This window comes from Mucilaginibacter endophyticus (assembly GCF_003351025.1).
GTDB classification, from domain to species: Bacteria; Bacteroidota; Bacteroidia; order Sphingobacteriales; family Sphingobacteriaceae; genus Mucilaginibacter; species Mucilaginibacter endophyticus.
Genome location: NZ_QPCG01000002.1, coordinates 130428 through 149747 on the forward strand (window position 1 = coordinate 130428; position 19320 = coordinate 149747).

The window sequence follows — 19320 nt, forward strand, 5'->3', positions numbered from 1 at the left end:
GTATGGAAAAAGGATTGTCGTAAAGCAAAAATAGCTTCACCGGTTAAGTAAAGCTATTGCGTTGTATTCACTGATACGAGATCAGGCCATACCGCCGGTTACGCGCAGCACCTCACCGGTCATAAATCGGGAATCTTCCGAGGCGAGAAATACTACGACATCGGCAATGTCTCCAGGTTGACCTGCACGCCCGAGCAGGGTCATGTTCAGCATCATATCTTCAAATGGTGTACCGATGATACCTTTTTCCCGGTTCCCTTCTGTATCGACCATGCCGGGGTTAACGGAGTTAACGCGTATTTTCCGGCCGGCGAGTTCTTTGGATAAAGACTTGGTAATGATATCGGCTGTACATTTAGAAGCATTATACACGGAGCTTCCTGCGGGGGCCAGCGAGGTAACAACCGAACCTATATTGATGATACTTCCGCCCGAACCGTTAAAGTGTTTTACGGCCTCTTTGGTTGTCAGGAAAACGCCACGCACATTAATGTCAAACATAAAATGAAAATCTTCGGCGGTAATACCTTCCAGTGGGGCAAACCTGTAAACGCCAGCATTGTTAACCAGAATATCGACCGTCCCAAATGTTTTAACAGTTTCTTCAAATAACCGGGCGATGTCCGATTCGCACACTACGCTTCCCTTAATTGCGATGGCTTTTCCGCCATTTTCAATAATTTCGGCGACAGTTTTATCGGCGCTTTCTTGTGAAGAGGAATAGTTGATCACGACACTTGCACCCTCGGCTGCGAGCCCTTTTGCTATTCCTGCCCCAATCCCTTTAGATGAACCGGTTACTACGGCTACTTTGTCAGCTAATTTTTTCATTGGTGTAATTTGAATTTTAAGTTGATTTATCTTTTTTATTTTGAAGCAGGCACACTTGTATAGCAATTCGGTTCGGTACACGGGTACCATTATCCATACCGACCTTAAGTATAATATCTCATTTCATACTTTTTATGCTCGAACTAAGGATATTGGGTTAGCTTTTACTTGTTTTAGAGCAAAAATAGCCCTCGCCGACACCAATAATTTTGCTGTGCGTATCTAATTTATTTTGTTGAGCGTACCAGTTCCTGGGAACAGTCTCATTGAAAGAAGATTATGAAGGGGGGGATTTAGGGGTGCTTAGAATGGCCTTTTTTTTAATGTATAAATTCAAATGTTTTAAAGTAAATTTATTGTTAGTTTAATTTATATCCTTTGATGATGCAAGTGTTAAGGCCCAAATATGCTCCTATTGTTGTTTCCTGTATGGCCGATAAATTTTTTAAAGCCGAGGCTATTTGGGAATTTCATTCCTTAATGCGGATTGTTTCCGGTGAAATGAAAATCGTCCTTGCTGAAAATACTCATGTGTTCGGAATGGGTGACACATTCCTTGTTCCACGAAACAGGCTCTCCACCGTGATTAAATATCCTAAAGATGGGTTGCCATTTAAGTGTATATTGATAACATTCAGACCTGAACAATTAAAGGACTATTACGCAAAGCAGAAAAGCAGTGCCAAACTAAAATCCTGGCAAAAAGTAAAGTCTTATGATAAAAACCCGCTCCTTGAAAGCTTTGTGACTTCACTAATGCCATATTTTGACATGCAGCAGGATCTGCCTGAAGAGCTCGTCAAACTTAAACTTGAAGAGGCCCTTACTATTCTACGTGCTATCGATGAAAGCATTGATGGATTGTTATCCGATTTTAGTGATCCTGGAAAAATTGATATTGCGACCTATATGGAGAAAAATTTTATGTTTAACCTGACCCTGGAAAATTTTAGTTTGCTTACAGGTCGGAGTATTTCTACGTTTAACAGAGATTTCAGGAAATCATTTAATACGCCACCGCAAAAATGGTTGATGCAAAAACGCCTGGAACTTGCACATTACTTACTTTTTGAAAAAAAGATAAAACCGGCAGATGTTTACGTCGAGGTTGGATTTGAAAACTTCTCGCATTTTTCTTATTCCTTTAAAAAATATTTCGGTTATTCTCCCAAAAGATCTACCGAGGGCAAGACTATTAAAACGACTCCCGCAATTGAGAACGATTTGATCCAATGATGATGACATCAAAAAGCCTTCCTGAATGTTATATCTGGAAGGCTTCTTTTTCATGGTAATCAGATACAATCTAAAGATCAGGCATGTAATATTTGCCCGGCGGTAAATGCCCAGTTTTCCCAGGCCGTTTCTTTAAAAACAACGAATACGTCTTTAGGCTCAATCGACAACTCTTGAAGCCCTGAAATTAAAGTTGCCAGGATTTTCCGTTTAATCTTTACGCTTCTGCCTACCGAAAACAAGATTTCAATGATGATGAACTTATCAGATCGTTGTTCCTGCATTTCGGGATAAGACCTGTCGAAAATTAAATTTTCTTCGTCCATATCGAAAAAACGTTGAAAACGATCAGCAATCGGAGTTCCGGCCTCTCTTAAGGCATTTTGAATGGCGTCTCCGATTTTCCTTTTTTCTTCTTTTGTTCTACCCTTCAGGGCGGTTACTGTTATCAATGGCATGATTTTAAAATTTAGAGATTAACAAAATATATCAAATAAAGAACAGAGGATATCGTCTGTGTGATGATTTCCTGTAATCCTATCAAACAAAAATATCTGTAATAAGGAGGGGGAGTTTATACGATTGTACGCAATGTTTGCACGATTTATAAATAATATCTAAAGAGATTATATTTTATGAGCTTTTAGAGAAAGTAAATTGAACCTTTCAGAAAACCATCGAGCGTCATCAGCAGCCGATATTTGTATCTTAATAGTAATTAACTAAAGCGATTACAGCGATTATTATCAACAGGATTCCCTTGGGGCATCAAATAATAGGAAATATGAAAAAGACAGTATTGGTCACAGGGGCATCTTCCGGCATGGGAAAGGAAACAGCAAAGTTGCTTGCACAAAATGGGTATAAAGTATATGCCGCTGCCAGGCGATTAGAACAAATGGATGATTTAAAACCGCTTGGCATCGCTACCCTAAAAATGGATGTGTCAGACGAGCAATCAATGATAAATGGTGTAGACGAAATTTTTAAAGCCGAGGGAAAAATCGATATACTGATCAACAATGCGGGGTTTGGGCAATATGGAGCAATTGAAGAAGTAGATTTGAAAGACGCCCGCTACCAGATGGAAGTCAACCTTTTTGGGCTGGCCAGACTGATTCAGCTTGTTATTCCACACATGCGCGAACAATACTTTGGTAAAATAGTAAACATATCTTCAGTTGGGGGCAAAATGGCGGCTCCGCTTGGTGGCTGGTACCATGCGAGTAAATTTGCACTTGAAGGTTTAAGTGACAGCCTACGCTTAGAGCTGAAGCCTTTCGGTATAGATGTTATCGTGATTGAACCGGGCGGTGTAAAAACCGAATGGGGGACTATCGCCATCGGGAATGCGATGAAAACAGCCGAGGGTTCATCATATAAGGGCTTGATTGAAAGCGCACAGAAAATCAGCGAAAAAACTGAAAAAAATAATATCCCGGCCATTGAAATTGCTGTCTTAATTAAGGATGCCATTGAAGTTGCAAAACCTAAGGCCCGATACGCAAAGGGCTATTTGGCGAAACCAGTCCTTTTCATGAAAAGATGGCTAAGCGACAGCGCCCTGGATAAAGTGATTATGGGGCAGTTGAAGTAACTGCCTCTATTTAGGAAAATTGAAAATCAGGTACTTGTGCACAAAGTGTCTAATTTTGTATCAATCGATTCGATTATGAAAAAGAATGAATTACAATACAATATATTATATTCCTGCTCTGTGGAAAAGGAACGTAGTGGAGAGAAGTTGGTGGAGGAACACGTATTGAGCTATGTGATCTCAGGCGAAGTACATTTTTTTAGTAATCAGGGGAGGATAGTTGGGAAGGCAGGGGCTATTGGCCTGCTGCGCAAAAACCTTTTGGTAAAAGCTGTCAAATATCCCGCAGCAGATGGAACCCCCTTCCAGTCGCTTAATGTATTTCTTAATCAGGATATTCTGAAAAAGTACAGTTCTGAGCATCAAAAAACGGCCGAAAAGATTTATGACGGTCATCCCATCGTCGATCTTAGCAATGATCAGTTCATAAAAGGATACTTTGATTCGCTATTTCCTTATTTTAATTCGGATGTCCCGCTAACGGAACACCTGGCATTGCTGAAAACTAACGAAGCGATAGAATTGCTTTTACGCCATCGGGAACTTGCAAATCTATTGTTGGATTTTGCTACGCCTTATAAAATTGACCTGGAGGCTTTCATGAGTCAGAATTATGTTTACAATGTCCCCATGTCTAAATTTGCCCACTTAACCGGCCGAAGCCTGGCAACGTTTAAACGGGATTTCAAAAAGATATTCCAAATAACACCCGAAAAATGGTTGATGCAAAAACGACTGGAACGTGCGCATTTCCTGATCGCCCAACAGAAACTGTCACCGGTTGCGGTGTATCAGGAAGTCGGGTTTGAGAACCTTTCGCATTTTTCTACTTCTTTTAAAAAGAGGTTTGGTTATAATGCTTCGAGTCTCGGTACTTTATAACAATACCTCAATTTGTCAATAAATTAATTACCAACCTAACCCTAAAAATATAAGGAACTTATGGCCATTTGATCATCATTTGGCTGCAATGTCATTCCTGCTCACCTTTTTTGTCACGTAAAAGTCGACAAAAACCCGCTTCGGCAAATCGTGCAAACATTGCTTACAATCGTATAAATTTCAGGGTGGCCTGCCGATCTACCTTTGACTCATTGATTATTTAAAATAAAAAAGACAATGAGCAAAGTATGGTTTATAACCGGAACCTCTTCTGGTATCGGTAAAGAATTAGCACAACAAGTGCTGGCAGCAGGCTACCAGGTAGCTTTAGGTGCCCGTAACACCAATGATGTAGCCGATATCCTGGCTGCTTATCCTGAAACTGCGCTGACAGTAACGCTGGATGTTACTAAAGAAGATGAAATTGTTTCATCTGTAAATGCAATTACTTCGAAATTCGGCCGAATTGACGTATTGGTAAATAACGCCGGTATTGGTTATTTCGGTTCTATCGAGGAAAGCGAAGAAAGCGAAGTTCGCCGCATGTTCGAGATCAATTTCTTCGGCCTGGCGAAATTGACTAACCAGGTATTACCGGTCATGCGTGCACAACGCAGTGGCCATATCCTGAACGTGACTTCGATCCTTGGTTTGGTGAGCTATCCTGCTGTAGGATTTTATAGCGCAACCAAATTTGCTGTTGATGGTTACACCGAATCGTTATCAAAAGAAGTAGCCCCTCTGGGTATTAAAGTTACAGCCATTGCTCCAAGTAGTTTCCGCACCGATTGGGCTGGCCGTTCAGCTAACGAAGCGCCAAACACTATTGAAGATTACAAAGCGACTGCTGAAGCAAACAAAAATAATATCCGTAATGGAAGCGGTAAACAAGCCGGCGATCCTGTCCGTGCAGCGCAAGCCATCATCAAAGTGGTTGAATCTGAGAACCCTCCTTTAAGACTTCTTTTAGGTGAGGCTTCTTATAAAGGTGCAAATAACAAATTAACAACCTTAAAAGCAGATTACGATGCCTGGGCTGAAACCAGTGTAGGCGCTGATTTTCCAAAAGAACAAGCATAATTAAAATAACCGCCCCGCTAAGGGAATTTCGATAAATATCCAATAACAATTTAAAAACAGAAAAAGATGAAAACTAAATTCATAATCCTCGCAACTATGTTCGTTGCAGCCCTGGGTTTCCAGGTAAAAGCGCAAACCAATAAGCCTAAAAAAGTCCTGTTCGTAGTAACTTCACACGACAAAATGGGTAATATTGACAGGCAAACCGGCCTTTGGCTTGGAGAATTTGCAGCTCCTTATTACACCTTAAACGATGCAGGCATAGAAATTACCATTGCTTCGCCTAAAGGTGGCCAGGCGCCCATCGATACCTTCAGCTTAAACAAATCGTTTGCAACTGAAGCTACCAAACGTTACCAGTCAGATGCCGCTTTACAGTCGAAATTGAGTAAAACTGTAAAACTGAGCACTGTAAATCAAAAAGATTATGACGCGGTATTTTATCCAGGTGGCCACGGCCCAATGTGGGATTTGGCTGAAGATAAAACCTCTGAAAAGCTTATCGAAAACTTTTATAACCACGGTAAAATTATTGCTTTTGTATGCCATGGCCCCGTGGCCCTGAAACATGCAGTTGACAAAAACGGCGTATCTCTTGTAAAAGGCAGAACCGTTGCCGGTTTCACTAATGGCGAAGAAGAAGCAGTTGGTTTGACAAAAGTGGTTCCTTTCTTAACTGAAGACCTGTTAAAACAGCTTGGTGGTAATTATCAAAAAGGTGCCGATTGGAGTCCATTCGTAGTTCAGGACGGTCTTTTGATCACCGGCCAAAACCCACAGTCGGCTTCGTTGATTGGCGAAAAGGTGTTGAATGCACTTAATAAACCAGTGGCGTCAAACTAATATTTGATACCCTTAGAAAGCTGGTGAAAACCGGCTTTCTAAGCTTTATCCCATCAATCTACTCAAACTATCAAAAACAATGGAAACCAATCATCAATTATTAACAAATCTGTTTCCTACCATAGAGGACATACCGGATTCTGTGAAAATTAATCAGCCGGTTCACCAGAAACGTCTCCTGATAAACGGTGAGCTATTAGAATGGAACGGACCGACACATATCGTTTTTTCTCCGATCCATATCAAAACTAACGGTGGAGATGAAACACAATTTGTAATTGGCAGCTATCCGCTTGCGACCAGTAAAGAGGCAGAAACGGCCCTCGATGCGGCTGTAAAAGCGTTTAACGCGGGCCGTGGCGAATGGCCGGCAATGCCTGTCCAACAGCGTATCAAACATCTGGAAGATTTCACTTACCAGATGATCGCTAAGCGTTCGGAAATCGTTAAGCTGCTCATATGGGAAATCGGCAAAAGCACGGTAGACTCAGAGAAAGAATTTGACAGAACTGTCGAATATATTTATGAAACCATTAAAGCAGTCAAAAAACTGAATAACAATAGTTCAGCTTTTCAGGTGCAGCAAAGTTTCATTGGTCAAACCAAGAAAGTTCCGCATGGTGTTGTTCTGTGTATGGGGCCGTTCAATTACCCGCTGAATGAAACATTTACCACGCTGATTCCTGCGCTGATCATGGGCAATACCATACTTTTCAAACCTCCAAAGCATGGTACTTTATTATTTGAGCCATTGTTGGAAGCTTTCCGTGACGCCTTCCCTAAAGGAGTGGTTAACACTTTGTATGGCCGCGGTAGGGATATTGTTCCTGCCTTAATGACTTCAGGTAAGATAGACGTATTAGCGCTCATAGGTTCAAGTAAAGTGGCCGACAGTTTGAAAAAGATGCACCCAAAATCAAATCGCTTGAAGTCGGTGTTGGGTTTGGATGCAAAAAATGCAGCGGTCATCCTGAATGATGCCGATATAGAACTGGCGGTAAAAGAATCTATCACTGGTGCGCTATCCTTTAACGGCCAGCGTTGCACTGCCTTAAAAATCCTTTTTGTCCAGGATCAAATCGTAGAACGCTTTAACCAACGCCTGGTCGAAGAAATAGAAAAATTGAGTATTGGCATGCCTTGGTTAAAAGGCGTTAATATTACCCCGCTTGCCGAACCTGAAAAACCGGCCTATCTGCTTGAAAGTATCGATGATGCTATTGCTAATGGCGCTAAGGTATTAAATGCTCATCTTGGCGGGGGCAAAAACCACCTTTCTCTCGTTAAGCCAGCTATCTTATATCCTGTGAATGAGAATATGAAGATATACCGTGAAGAGCAATTTGGCCCGGTTATTCCAGTTGTTTCTTTCAGCACGCTTGATATACCGATAGAATATGTCACTACTTCACCTTATGGTCAGCAGGTCAGCATTTTCAGCAGTGATGCCGAAGCGGTTAGTTTATTGGTCGATACCCTTGCCGGTCAGGTTGGCAGGATCAACCTGAACAGCCAAAGTCAACGCAGCCCCGACACTTTTGCATTCAATGGAAGGAAAGACTCTGCAGATGGTACACTGTCAGTAGACGAAGCGCTGCTGGCTTTCTCGGTAGACTCTGTTATTGCAACTAAGCAAAATGACGCGAATGAGCAGTTAGTTCAGACTATCCTGCAACATAACCTGTCACGCAGGTTAAGCAATAGCGTAGCATTTTAATTAACTATCAAATAATTCACTTGAACAATAAATAAAACGCATATGTATGCAATAAAATCATACGGAGCGCAAAGCGCCGAAAAACCGTTGGGCCCATTGACCATAGATCGCCGTGAACCCGGCGCTACAGATGTAGAAATCAAAATTTTATATTGTGGAGTATGCCACACGGATATTCACGTTGCCAGAAATGAATGGGGAAATACGCTATATCCCGTAGTTCCTGGCCATGAAATTGTAGGTACAGTAACTCGTGTAGGATCTGGCGTTACCCAATATAAAGTTGGTGATACCGTTGGTGTTGGCTGTTTTGTAGACTCTTGCGGTCACTGTAAGAACTGTCTTGACCACAATGAACAGTATTGCGAGAATGGTAATACCATGACCTATAATGCTTACGAACAGGATAAGAAAACCATCACCTACGGCGGTTATTCCAGCCACATCGTAGTGACTGAAAAATTTGTACTGAGCGTTTCAGATAAATTGCCTTTAGAAAAAGTTGCTCCTTTGTTATGCGCCGGTATCACTACCTATTCTCCGTTGAAACATTGGAACGTAAAAGCTGGTGATAAGCTGGCGGTATTGGGTCTTGGTGGCCTTGGTCACATAGCTGTGAAGCTGGCCGTTTCTATGGGTGCAGAAGTTACTGTTTTAAGCCGCTCAAAAAGTAAAGAACAGGATGCACTTGCCTTGGGTGCTCATCATTTTGAGCTGACCAACGATAAGGAGAATATGGCGAAACTTGCCAATACCTTCAACTACATTATTGATACGGTATCGGCTTCCCACGACTACAATGAATATCTGGCCTTGTTAGCAATTGATGGCGTAATGGTATTGCTGGGTATCCCGCCAACTCCTTCCGAAGTTCATGCATTCCAGTTGATTGGCGGTCGCCGCAGCCTTGTAGGGTCATTAATTGGTGGTATCAAAGAAACCCAGGAAATGCTGGATTATTGCGCTGAGCACAATATCACCTCGGATATTGAGCTGATCAGCATTGACAGGATTAACGAAGCTTATGAACGCACCATCGCCGGTGACGTACATTATCGTTTCGTGGTCGATATGGCTTCTTTGGATAATTAATCCGTAGTATCATCATTGCTTAGTTAGCACTGTTTTGCGCAACTAAGTTGTACGATAAATTTAAGTGCGAAGCGGGCAGTTGCTGTGCTTCGCACAATTTTTTATCTAATAAATAGTATTGTTATGAGCAGCAAGGAACGAATGCAACGTTATAAGGACAAAATCTATAACGGCATTCTTGACGCGGCAATGGAAATCCTGAAAACTGAGGGATGCGAATCTTTGAGCGTCAGAAAAATAGCAGATAAGATAGAATATAGTGTACCCGTCATCTATTCTTATTTTTTAAATAAGGAAGCGGTGCTGATAGAATTGTCGCGAAAAGGTTTTACAAAGCTGATAACTTGTATAGAAAAGTCACTTAAGGGATTAATAAGCCCCGAAGAAAGAATGGAAGCTATGTTGTCAACGCTGATAGAATTCGCTCATAAGGAAAAAGAGCTGAATCAACTGATGTATTCCGTAGGCGTGCATGTGATAGACGTCGAAGAAACTTTCCCGGTTTTAAAAGTGATCAGTGATCTTTTCCGAAAAGAGTTAAATGATTTAAAAGCCGGTGAGATAATCAGCGAAGATTCCTTCCGCAGTACTTACTTAACCTTTCTTTCTATTGCGCACAGGCTGGTTGCAGTAAACCATTACTATAAAAATATTGATCCGGCCATTAACAGTATCGTATTGAAGAAAACGGTCCATGCAATTTTACAGCCGATAGATGCATAAAGCCATTAAGTCTACTATTTAGCTATTATCGGTTGAGCTTTTCAACAACGTTAATTGAGCCGTTAAAAAAAACTACCCGTTTTCTAATTATTCATCTTTGCTATAAAATTTCAACGTATGGATTTTCTTCAAAAAATGATTAATTATTACCAGGGCGAAACGCGGCATGGGTTTCTTGTTTCAATTACAGGCATATTTCTCATCGGAATTGCGCTGATTGGCCGGAAGTTTATCAACCCTGTATCCATTTTCAGAGGCTTTCTCATCCCATTTATTGTGGGTGGTTTATTTTTAGGAATCGCCGGAGCCGCTAGTGGAATATTTACTAAAAAATCATTTAAAGAAAGAATGACCTCTTATCAGCAAGATCGGAGTGCTTTTTTTAAAACCGAAGTTTCGAAAGTTCAAAAGATCCACAAATCGTGGCTTGGTACCCGTACAGCCTGGACCATGGTTGGTTTCGCCGGTTTGGCCTTACTTCTTTTAGCAAAAAAGAACTATTTGATGGGCGTTGGTCTCGGCATTCTACTTTTTGGTCTGATTGGCCATGTGATCGAAGCCTTTTCCTTTCATAGAAATGAAATTTATAGAGATGCAGTAATAGATGCGGCCGATATTGAGCGATCAAGCCAAAATAAGGCAGGTTCAGAAAAACAAAGCGAGTTGCCTATCAGCGTAGCTGTTAAAGAGGAAACATCGAAACCTTCAGGTATTAGTGACACTTTTTCATCAAGTGATGATGGCGTAGGCCAAAGAGATACACTGTTTTTACAATCAGCATTATGCGCTGAAATTAATTTGTCAACTCCCAAAGACACGGCTGCTTTCCTAATGGCCAATAATTTACCCGCGATAAAAATAGGAAAAGATTCATCAATGCGCGACTTGTCAGTTATCATGGATAAGCCCGGCAGAAAAAGGAAGCTATTGGATTATTATAATTCCGATTTGATTCAAAAAAATAGCGTTTACGCTAAACACTGCTGGTTTAGCAAGAAATACAGCTATTAACCGACCTATAAGCATTGATCATAACGAAACGGTGGATAGCAACCTAAGTTGCCCCACCGTTTTTTTGTTATTCGCTTTAAACATTAATAAAGCTCAATTGAGCGAACATTTGTAAGAGATCTTCTGAGAGCCAAGCTTCAGCAATTTTGCCATCTTCAATACGATAGAAGCCCATTCCATTCCATTTAGCATCTATATGAGATGGCCCATTTCCCAAAAAAGAACCGGAATTATGCCCGCTGTTGGTGAAGAACATAGATACTTTATCATTCGAAGTCAGGATAATGGTTGCAGGAAAATCACTCATATAGTTTGAATAAATAGGAGATACCAGCGGATCTGTCGCATTAGCTTTTCCCTTGAATGGCGCCACAAACATGATGAGTTCAAAGAATTTAACAGATGTTCTAATAATTAACAAATAACCAGAGTATACCAAACCCCAGTTATTTGAAAATTCCCAGATTGTTTAAAAACCGTAGGCACTAAACCATCTTTTTTTAATTTCTTCCGTCGCATCGTTATATTCAACATCGATACCGTTAGAACTTGGATCAACTGGCGTCCGCAATGGTCTCTTACCTTTTTCTGTATCAACCAAACTCAAGGCTGCATCTGCAATGAGTTGCGGATCAGGGGCCGACTCAGTGAATAGTTTTGTAAATACACGTTGAATGTTTTGCTGGATATCTATTAGGTTTGCGCCATATGATTCCTGAATACCTTCACGATCACCATTTACGTGGGCTTTACTGATAATTTCTGTCATAAAACCTCCCGGTTCGATCAGAACAGATTCCACGCCCTGTCCGATCAATTCTTCATGAGACCCTTCTATGAATCCTTCCAAAGCAAATTTGCTGGCATTATAAGCAGACTGCAAAGGAAGAGATACTCTGCCTACCTGGCTGGAAATCGTTATGATGAGGCCGTCTTTCGCGGCACGCATGGCAGGCAATACTTCGCTGTTCATTCTAATTACTCCCCAAACATTTACATCGAATAATTTTTGGATCTGTGGCAAACTATAAGACTCCAATACGCCACCACCATAGATTCCTGCATTGTTAACCAAGACATCAATTTTGCCGTATTTGGCGTAAACTGCAGCCACAGCGCTTTTAACAGATGTGTCATCCGTTACATCCAAGTCAATAACTTCTGTATTTGGCAGTGCGCCCAAATTCGTCGCGAATTCCGCGTTTTTGCCGTTTACATTGCGCATAGTAGCGATTACTGTATGGCCTTGCTTATCAAATGTCCTTACCATTAATGCCCCGAATCCGGTACTTGAGCCTGTAATTAAAATTACTTTTTTCATGTTATTTGTTATTGTCAATTTATTCTATTAGCCATTTTTAAAGGTGCATGCCCATTTTTCACGTTGTTTGGGACTCAAAAATTATACTGCTTGAATGAAGAAACATGTGTTTAATGCCCCTTTAAATTTTTTGCAAGTTAGGGCCAATTTACTTTACTTTGTATAGCACTTTCCCTGAGGAAAGCAAAATGAAATAAATCAAAAATTATGGCTATGAAAAAAGTACATTCTGATTGTCTTGAGACAATAAAACCTGTTCGGGATGCTCTTGAGGTGCTAAACGGTAAATGGAAACTATCTATTATCATATCCGTTGCAGTGGGAAATGAGCGCTTTACAGATATACAGGACAGTATTCCAGGAATTACACCGAAAGTTTTGGCCAAAGAATTGAAAGAGCTTGAACAACATCAACTGATCAAGCGGATAATTATAGAAGATTACCCGGTTAAAATTATTTATCGATCAGAACCTTACGCAGCAACTTTAAATCCTATCATCTTTGCGTTGAAGGACTGGGGGTTGAACCACCGTAAAAAGCTATTCGAAAAAGGATATACCATGAGTGACATTGGAGAGGCCCCAAAGTGCCTGCCTGTAGAATGATATTAGGTATAATGAATGGAATTCCCGCTCCCACACGCAAAAGTTAAATTTTAGGCTTAAAAAATAAAGAAAATTCAGTCTTAATATTCCAATTAAGCTTCGTTACTTTTAAAGTAGCCAGAAAGTATAATTCTTCATAAATAACTTCATAGAGCATTATTGACTAAATCGAAAAATAGTCTTAAATTAAGACTCTGTAAGTCAAAACTTACTTTTGTCCCTACTGTTTAGTGGTGCCCTGAAATACTCATCATCTTTTGATCCCCGATAGAGCCCAGATGGGTGGACAAAACGAGTTTTTTTTAAAAATAGAACCCTATAAATAGCTGATCTGTAGCTTTTTTATTTTATTAAGATCCTTTTCAATCCTCATGGATAAATAGTTTCGTAGTTTAATAACAAGAAAAATTAGCTTTTTTGTTTTGGTGCTGCAACTAAATAACACTTGCCTGCGTCTTACAACTATCCAAGCCTGAACATATGCTCAAAAACTACTTAAAAATAACCTGGCGTAACCTTTTGCGTCAAAAAACATTTTCCCTGATCAATATCCTTGGCCTAACCATTGGCATGGCCAGTGCGGCGCTCATTTTGTTGTGGATCCAAAACGAACTGAGCTTTGACCAATTTCACGAAAAAAGGGACAGGCTTTACTCGGTTTACAATCAATCGAAATTCGACGGGAAATTGTGGAGCTGGGAAACTACTCCTAAAATTATGGGTAGGGTAATGAAACAGGAATTACCCCAAATGGAGAAAGTGGCCAGGGTTACCAATGCCAATTTCTTGTTTACTATTGGTGATAAGCGCCTTACAGCAAGCGGCGACTTTACTGACGCCGATTTCCTTTCTATGTTCAGTTTCCCGCTGATTAGTGGGGATTCCAAGACCGCATTGAACGAGTTGCATAACATCGTCATCACCGAAAAATTTTCTAAAAAGCTTTTCGGTGATGGGAACGCGATAGGCAAAACGGTCAAAATAGATAGCAATGCCTATTTCAAGGTAACGGGAGTGATGAAAGATCTACCGAATAATACCCGCTTTGATTTTGAATACCTGTTACCTTGGTCGTACCTGAAAAAGATTGGTCAGGATGATGAATACTGGGGTAATAATTCTATCCAAACTTTTGTGTTGTTAAAACCAGGTGTAACAGAAGCCAACGCCGATGCTGCTGTGGAAAATTTCACTAAAAATCATTCTGATACCAAAGATATTCAGCAGTTTTTGCACCCGGCAACCAAATGGCATTTGTATTCGCATTTTGAAGATGGTAAAATAGTTGGTGGGAAAATAGAACGGGTGAGGGTGTTTTCGCTCATTGCGGTGCTCATCCTTGTTATTGCCTGTATCAATTTTATGAATTTAAGTACTGCCCGGAGCGAGTCGCGTGCGCGTGAAGTGGGGATTCGTAAAACGGTTGGCGCATTAAGAGGATCATTGATCTGGCAGTTTTTAGGCGAATCTGTTTTGATAGCCGCTATAGCGGGTGTTTTTGCAGTTATCATTGTGCAAATCAGTATGTCGGGCTTTAACCAGCTCACTCAAAAGCAATTGTATGTGCCTTATGGCAATCCATATTTTTGGCTCCTAGCGCTTGGCTTTATCCTTATTACTGGTATCATTTCTGGAAGCTATCCGGCCTTGTACCTGTCATCTTTCAGGCCGGTGGCCGTATTAAAAGGTACTTTTAAGGCAGCAAACGCATTAGTTACACCACGTAAATTACTGGTAGTTATTCAGTTCACTTTCGCGGTGGTGTTGATCATTTGTACAATAGTTATCCGCCAGCAGTTACAGTACGCCCAGGATAGGGATACCGGTTATAAAAAAGATAACCTGGTTTTCAGTTTCATGTCGGGTGATATTGATAAGCATTATCAATCTATCAAAAATGAGTTGCTTTCAAGTGGTGCAGCAACATCCGTATCCAAAACAAACTCGCCCATAACACAACGGTACAGCGATAGCTGGGGCTTTAACTGGCCCGGTTCAACACCTCACAACAAGGTAGATTTCATCATTTATAGTTCGGATGGCAGCCTGATAAAAACCATGGGGCTCAAGCTGGTGGCGGGCAGGGATATTGATCCTGTTAACTATCCTACAGATTCGACCGCTATGCTGGTTAACGAAGCTTCAGTTAAAATCATGAACCTGAAAGATCCCGTAGGTAAAACAATTACCCAGGGCGAGGGCAAAGACGCCAAAGCCTGGCATATCGTTGGTGTCATTAAAGATTTTATCATCAGTTCGCCTTATGAGCCAGTACAACATATGCTGATACAAGGGCCGAGTTCATGGTTTAATATCATTCACTATAAACTTAATAACGCCAATTCAACCAAAGAGAACCTCCGCCGTGCCGAAGCCATTTTCAAAAAATACAACCCCGATTACCCATACGAGTATACTTTTGTTGACCAGGAGTATGCTAAAAAATTTGGAGACGAACAACGAACAGGGACCCTTGCCAGCCTGTTTGCCGGCTTAACAATTGTTATTTCATGCCTCGGATTATTTGGCCTGGCCGCCTATATGGCACAGAACAGGATTAAAGAAATAGGTATAAGAAAAGTGCTTGGTGCTTCAGTTGCCAGCGTAACCACACTGCTTTCGCGCGATTTTCTGAAGCTGGTTGCTATATCATTTTGCATAGCTGCTCCAATTGCATGGTATTTAATGGCTCAGTGGTTAAAAGGGTACAGCTACCGGGTCAGTATCAATGTATGGGTATTTGTAATTGCCGCAACGCTTACATTGCTGATATCTGTTTTAACTGTAAGCTACCAGGCCATCAAAGCCGCGTTAACAAACCCGGTGAAAAGCTTGAAAGGGGAATAAGTTATAAGGGGCCGTATGGCATTTAAACCTAAGTGCTCCTGATATAACAACAAACACTAAGTATACTTAATATCCATAAAAAGGGAGTGGTACATTAAATTAGGGTATCACTCCCTTTTTATCATAGAGGGCTTTGCAAAGGTTTTATTAGCGGAGAATTGAATTTAATATTTTGAGTCGGTATAGGTTACCGTCGCAAAAGTTGTAGATATCATTTAAAAAGTAACTGAGTCAAATTAACAATATTTTAAAGGCTGTGATTGAAGCTGTCTTTCAAATTACCTATGAAATGGCCTGTGAAACACCTATTCAGACACTTTTTTTCTAACAGTCAAAAGATTAATAAGAAGAATATCTATTATAAATACACAATTATCAATAATTTAGTATTGATAAGATATCTCGCCTATAATTAACTTATGAAAAAGTTCCTTTTATTGTTCCTCGCGTTGTTTCCCTTGCTCGTGCAAGCCCAAACCCAAACAGATTCTGTATTGGTATTATCAGACGTACACGTTGATCTAAATTTGAAACCAGATGTGTTTTATCATAAAGTAGATACCGATACCGCGCTTTTTAAATCGGCGACAAAAAATGCAGGCTCAGGAAAGTACACGTTTATTATTATGCCAGGTGATCTTCTTTCGCATGGGGACAATCACACTGAAGCCGATATGAGCAAAACATTCAAATATGTTGCAGATCATGTTCATCAAATTGATAAAAACGCGGTCATACTGCCTGCCTTAGGGAATAACGACTGCGCACAGCATAACACACCGGATACTACAACTTACCGCATATTTTATAATTCACTGTTGGCGCGTATCGATCATGATAATCATATCTATAACACTTTTAAAAAAGGTGGCTATTATACTTATGATAAAGGCGATCTGTCTGTTATTGTACTTAATACTTTGCTTTTCGCGTTCGGGCCGGACACAGAGGCAATAAAAGAGTTAGATTGGCTAAAGAAGGAGCTGCGTGAGGATAGTAAAAAGCATAAAAAGGTCTGGATGGTTTACCACATCCCACCAGGAACAGACCGTTATGCCGACGGGCCATTCTGGCATTCAAATATTAAAGAACTTTACCTAAGTATCATTAAAACATATGCTTCAACCATAAAATTTCAACTGGCAGGGCATACCCACATGAACGATGCTGAACTGATCTCTGATCATGGAAAGTTAATTTCATATGTGGCTATAGCACCTGGATTGGATACCAGGAACCAAAATAACCCCGGTTACCAGGTTATCCATTTCAATAAACGGGATAAAGCGGTAAATGAAATACGAACTTATTATACCAGCGGTTCGCATCCTTATCAATGGCAATCGTTTAGCTTCCGGGCGTTAGATTTTAATTTCCTGCGCAATTTTAAACCTGAAAGTGTACAAGGGATAAACTTTGTTAAGGACTACTCGATGCAAAGGGGTACAGTAATATCCAGCAAAAAGCAGGAAATTGTGTGGGGTGATAAGTTTAGTACAGATTCTCAAGTTAAGTAGCGGTTTGTATGGAGAATATTTAAATGCTCCTGAATTCTAAAGGTGTTTTACCGGTTTTTTGCTTAAAGAGCTTGTTAAAGTACTGCGGATATTCAAAGCCGAGGGTGTAGGCGATCTCTGCAACGGATTTGTCTGTATTTAGTAATATGTTTTTTGCTTCCTCAATCAGATAATAATGAATGTGGTCCTGGGCGTTTTTACCGGTTTCCTTTTTGAGCAGGTCGCTTAAGTAGCCGGGAGATAGATACACCTGTTCTGCCAGTTGCTTTACTGTAGGCAAACCTTTTTCGTTGATGTCGGTCTGTTTAAAATAGTCCTTTAAGATGTTTTCAACCTGTGTAACTACAACGTTATTAGAGTTTTTACGGGTGATGAATTGCCTGCCGTAAAAACGGGAGCAATAGTTTAATAGCAACTCGATAGTCGATACAATGATGGCCTGGCTGTGGATATCAATATTCTCTTTTAATTCGGTTTCTATTTTGGATACACATTCTATTAACACCTGGTTCTCTTTTTCGGAGAGGTGAAGCGCTTCCGATATTTCATACGAAAAGAAGCTGTAATCTTTCATCTTGTCGTTCAGTGTGGTTGCCCTGATCAGGTCTGGATGGAAAAACAAGCCCCAGCCGGCTACTATTGCTGTAGGTTCAACTTCCTTTTCCAGTTCAAGCACCTGGTTGGGGGCCATACAAATCAGACTGCCACCCTGAAAATCAACTATTTTACGGCCATATCTAACGTTATTCCTGTTGTAGTTTTTGCAGATCAACGAATAGAAATCCGTGGAAAGTTTGATTTCGTCCTGTAAATCCTCGTTTACCCGGCTAAAATCAACCACCGCAACCAAGGGATGCCTAACAGCGTGATCAAGCTGAAAAAAACGGAACAGATCTGAAATGGTTTGCAGATGGAGGAATGTGCTCATTAATTGTAAATATAAACAATAGCGCCCTCGCACAGGCAAGGGCGCTATCAATTTAAAGTCCGAACTGCGTTTTTATCATTCCCATAAAGCTTGCATCGTCTGCCTGGAGACGATTAGCTATTGTTTCCCTGGCATCTTCCCCTGCTGTATATCTTAACCTGGTGGTACCATCAGTAGCAGCTTCATAAATAACATCGGCAACAACGCTTGCAGGTGAAGCGTGCTCAAAAAAGGCAGGCATTCCGGCCAATACTTTTCCAGCGATTGACTGATATTCAGTCAAACTCTCGTCATTGCTAAAACAAGTGAACGGCCGGCGAAATCGGTAGCTATGGCCCCTGGTTCTATGATCTTTACCTTTCCACCAAATTCTTCTACTTCGTAGCTTAAGGATTCTGAGATCCCTTCAACAGCGAATTTTGTCCCATGATATAATGTGCCTAAGGGGAAAGTCATTTTTCCGCCAATAGAAGAAATATTGATGATCACACCGCTTTTATTAGCGCGGAAATGGGGCAGAAGGGCTTTGGTAACGTCAAGTAGTCCGATGACGTTGGTATTAAACTGGCGGATGATTTGCTCCCTGGTAAATGATTCCAGGGTACCAAACGCACCATAGCCTGCATTGTTAACCAGTACATCTATCTTTCCGAATTTTTTTATGCCTTCATTTACCGCGTTTTGGATAGATTCCAAATCCAATACATCGAGCCTGGTAAGCAATAGGTTATCAGTTGCTTTTAATTCCGTTTGATTTTCCGGCTGCCGCATAGTGGCAATAACGTTCCATCCTTTGGCTTGAAATAGCTTGGCAGTTGCCGCACCGATACCACTACTGGCACCGGTTATTAATATGGTCTTGTTCATCTTATTTGTTTTTAAATAACGATGTAAAGTTCCGCTGAAACGCCGGGCTGGAGATAATACGAATCACGGGGATTTGTATGCTTTTTCCGGTAACTGCGTGATTAGTATAATTATCGTGGGTGTTGCGATGGGTTTAAAGGCTATAGCTTCCCTTTATGTTAAAGCAGCGTGTGCCAATATGAAAATAATTGCAGGCAGGCCATGAAAAAATTATAAATTGAA

General features: G+C 40.8%; 19 protein-coding genes. 12 read left to right on the forward strand and 7 right to left on the reverse strand.

Features of this window, described 5'->3' with window-relative positions:
• Window positions 1–81: 81 nt before the first annotated feature.
• The gene (locus DUL71_RS08085; RefSeq protein ID WP_114937632.1) at window positions 82–831 is read right to left on the reverse strand and encodes an SDR family NAD(P)-dependent oxidoreductase; all 750 of its coding nucleotides are present in this window, start codon (window positions 829–831) and stop codon (window positions 82–84) included.
• A gap of 429 nt (window positions 832–1260) precedes the next feature.
• On the opposite strand from DUL71_RS08085, the gene DUL71_RS08090 reads away from it, so the two are divergent.
• The gene (locus DUL71_RS08090; protein ID WP_244228719.1) at window positions 1261–2067 is read left to right on the forward strand and encodes a helix-turn-helix domain-containing protein; all 807 of its coding nucleotides are present in this window, start codon (window positions 1261–1263) and stop codon (window positions 2065–2067) included.
• Window positions 2068–2144: 77 nt separating this feature from the next.
• Here the strand turns inward: DUL71_RS08090 and DUL71_RS08095 are convergent, their stop codons facing one another.
• Window positions 2145–2525 (reverse strand): tautomerase family protein, encoded by a 381-nt coding sequence (locus DUL71_RS08095; RefSeq protein WP_114937633.1) that lies wholly within the window; start codon window positions 2523–2525, stop codon window positions 2145–2147.
• Between the two features lie 326 nt (window positions 2526–2851).
• Between DUL71_RS08095 and DUL71_RS08100 the strand changes: the two genes are divergently transcribed.
• The 8 genes from DUL71_RS08100 to DUL71_RS08135 all read left to right on the forward strand — a co-directional run bounded on the left by DUL71_RS08100 (window position 2852) and on the right by DUL71_RS08135 (window position 11012).
• Complete coding sequence (locus DUL71_RS08100) at window positions 2852–3664, forward strand: oxidoreductase (protein WP_114937634.1); 813 nt, start codon at window positions 2852–2854, stop codon at window positions 3662–3664.
• Between the two features lie 75 nt (window positions 3665–3739).
• A complete protein-coding gene (locus tag DUL71_RS08105; protein ID WP_114937635.1) occupies window positions 3740–4546 on the forward strand; it encodes a helix-turn-helix domain-containing protein in 807 nt (268 codons plus the stop codon).
• 237 nt (window positions 4547–4783) lie between these two features.
• Window positions 4784–5626 (forward strand): oxidoreductase, encoded by an 843-nt coding sequence (locus DUL71_RS08110; protein WP_114937636.1) that lies wholly within the window; start codon window positions 4784–4786, stop codon window positions 5624–5626.
• Between the two features lie 66 nt (window positions 5627–5692).
• Window positions 5693–6469: a type 1 glutamine amidotransferase domain-containing protein gene (locus tag DUL71_RS08115; protein ID WP_114937637.1), complete on the forward strand. Its 777-nt coding sequence runs from the start codon at window positions 5693–5695 to the stop codon at window positions 6467–6469.
• Between the two features lie 79 nt (window positions 6470–6548).
• Entirely contained in the window at window positions 6549–8186 is a 1638-nt protein-coding gene (locus DUL71_RS08120) for an NADP-dependent glyceraldehyde-3-phosphate dehydrogenase (protein ID WP_114937638.1), read from the forward strand.
• Window positions 8187–8228: 42 nt separating this feature from the next.
• On the forward strand, window positions 8229–9278 hold the full coding sequence (locus DUL71_RS08125) for an NAD(P)-dependent alcohol dehydrogenase (protein WP_114937639.1): 1050 nt from the start codon (window positions 8229–8231) through the stop codon (window positions 9276–9278).
• Between the two features lie 123 nt (window positions 9279–9401).
• Window positions 9402–10001, forward strand: coding sequence for a TetR/AcrR family transcriptional regulator (locus tag DUL71_RS08130; protein ID WP_114937640.1), 600 nt, complete (start codon window positions 9402–9404; stop codon window positions 9999–10001).
• Window positions 10002–10118: 117 nt separating this feature from the next.
• A complete protein-coding gene (locus DUL71_RS08135; protein WP_114937641.1) occupies window positions 10119–11012 on the forward strand; it encodes a hypothetical protein in 894 nt (297 codons plus the stop codon).
• A 76-nt stretch (window positions 11013–11088) separates the two neighbouring features.
• Here DUL71_RS08135 and DUL71_RS08140 read toward each other — a convergent pair whose 3' ends face one another.
• Both DUL71_RS08140 and DUL71_RS08145 read right to left on the reverse strand, forming a co-directional pair.
• Window positions 11089–11391, reverse strand: coding sequence for an ester cyclase (locus DUL71_RS08140; protein WP_114937642.1), 303 nt, complete (start codon window positions 11389–11391; stop codon window positions 11089–11091).
• A gap of 90 nt (window positions 11392–11481) precedes the next feature.
• Window positions 11482–12333 carry an SDR family oxidoreductase gene (locus tag DUL71_RS08145; protein ID WP_114937643.1) on the reverse strand — a complete coding sequence of 284 codons (852 nt, stop codon included), beginning with the start codon at window positions 12331–12333 and terminating at the stop codon, window positions 11482–11484.
• Between the two features lie 213 nt (window positions 12334–12546).
• Between DUL71_RS08145 and DUL71_RS08150 the strand changes: the two genes are divergently transcribed.
• The 3 genes from DUL71_RS08150 (at window position 12547) to DUL71_RS08160 (ending at window position 17303) form a co-directional block, all read left to right on the forward strand.
• Window positions 12547–12939, forward strand: a complete 393-nt coding sequence (locus DUL71_RS08150; RefSeq protein WP_208645503.1) for a winged helix-turn-helix transcriptional regulator — start codon at window positions 12547–12549, stop codon at window positions 12937–12939.
• A gap of 480 nt (window positions 12940–13419) precedes the next feature.
• Window positions 13420–15786, forward strand: coding sequence for an ABC transporter permease (locus tag DUL71_RS08155; RefSeq protein ID WP_114937645.1), 2367 nt, complete (start codon window positions 13420–13422; stop codon window positions 15784–15786).
• 419 nt (window positions 15787–16205) lie between these two features.
• Window positions 16206–17303, forward strand: a complete 1098-nt coding sequence (locus DUL71_RS08160) for a metallophosphoesterase family protein (protein WP_114937646.1) — start codon at window positions 16206–16208, stop codon at window positions 17301–17303.
• A gap of 19 nt (window positions 17304–17322) precedes the next feature.
• On the opposite strand, the gene DUL71_RS08165 is transcribed toward DUL71_RS08160, so the two are convergent.
• The 3 genes from DUL71_RS08165 to DUL71_RS08170 are packed head-to-tail and all read right to left on the reverse strand — an operon-like array spanning window position 17323 to window position 19098.
• Window positions 17323–18231 (reverse strand): helix-turn-helix domain-containing protein, encoded by a 909-nt coding sequence (locus tag DUL71_RS08165; protein ID WP_114937647.1) that lies wholly within the window; start codon window positions 18229–18231, stop codon window positions 17323–17325.
• Window positions 18232–18283: 52 nt separating this feature from the next.
• Entirely contained in the window at window positions 18284–18514 is a 231-nt protein-coding gene (locus tag DUL71_RS32505; protein WP_244228720.1) for a hypothetical protein, read from the reverse strand.
• The gene (locus DUL71_RS08170; RefSeq protein ID WP_244228721.1) at window positions 18511–19098 is read right to left on the reverse strand and encodes an SDR family oxidoreductase; all 588 of its coding nucleotides are present in this window, start codon (window positions 19096–19098) and stop codon (window positions 18511–18513) included. Before DUL71_RS08170 ends, DUL71_RS32505 begins: the two co-directional genes overlap by 4 nt.
• Window positions 19099–19320: the final 222 nt, after the last annotated feature.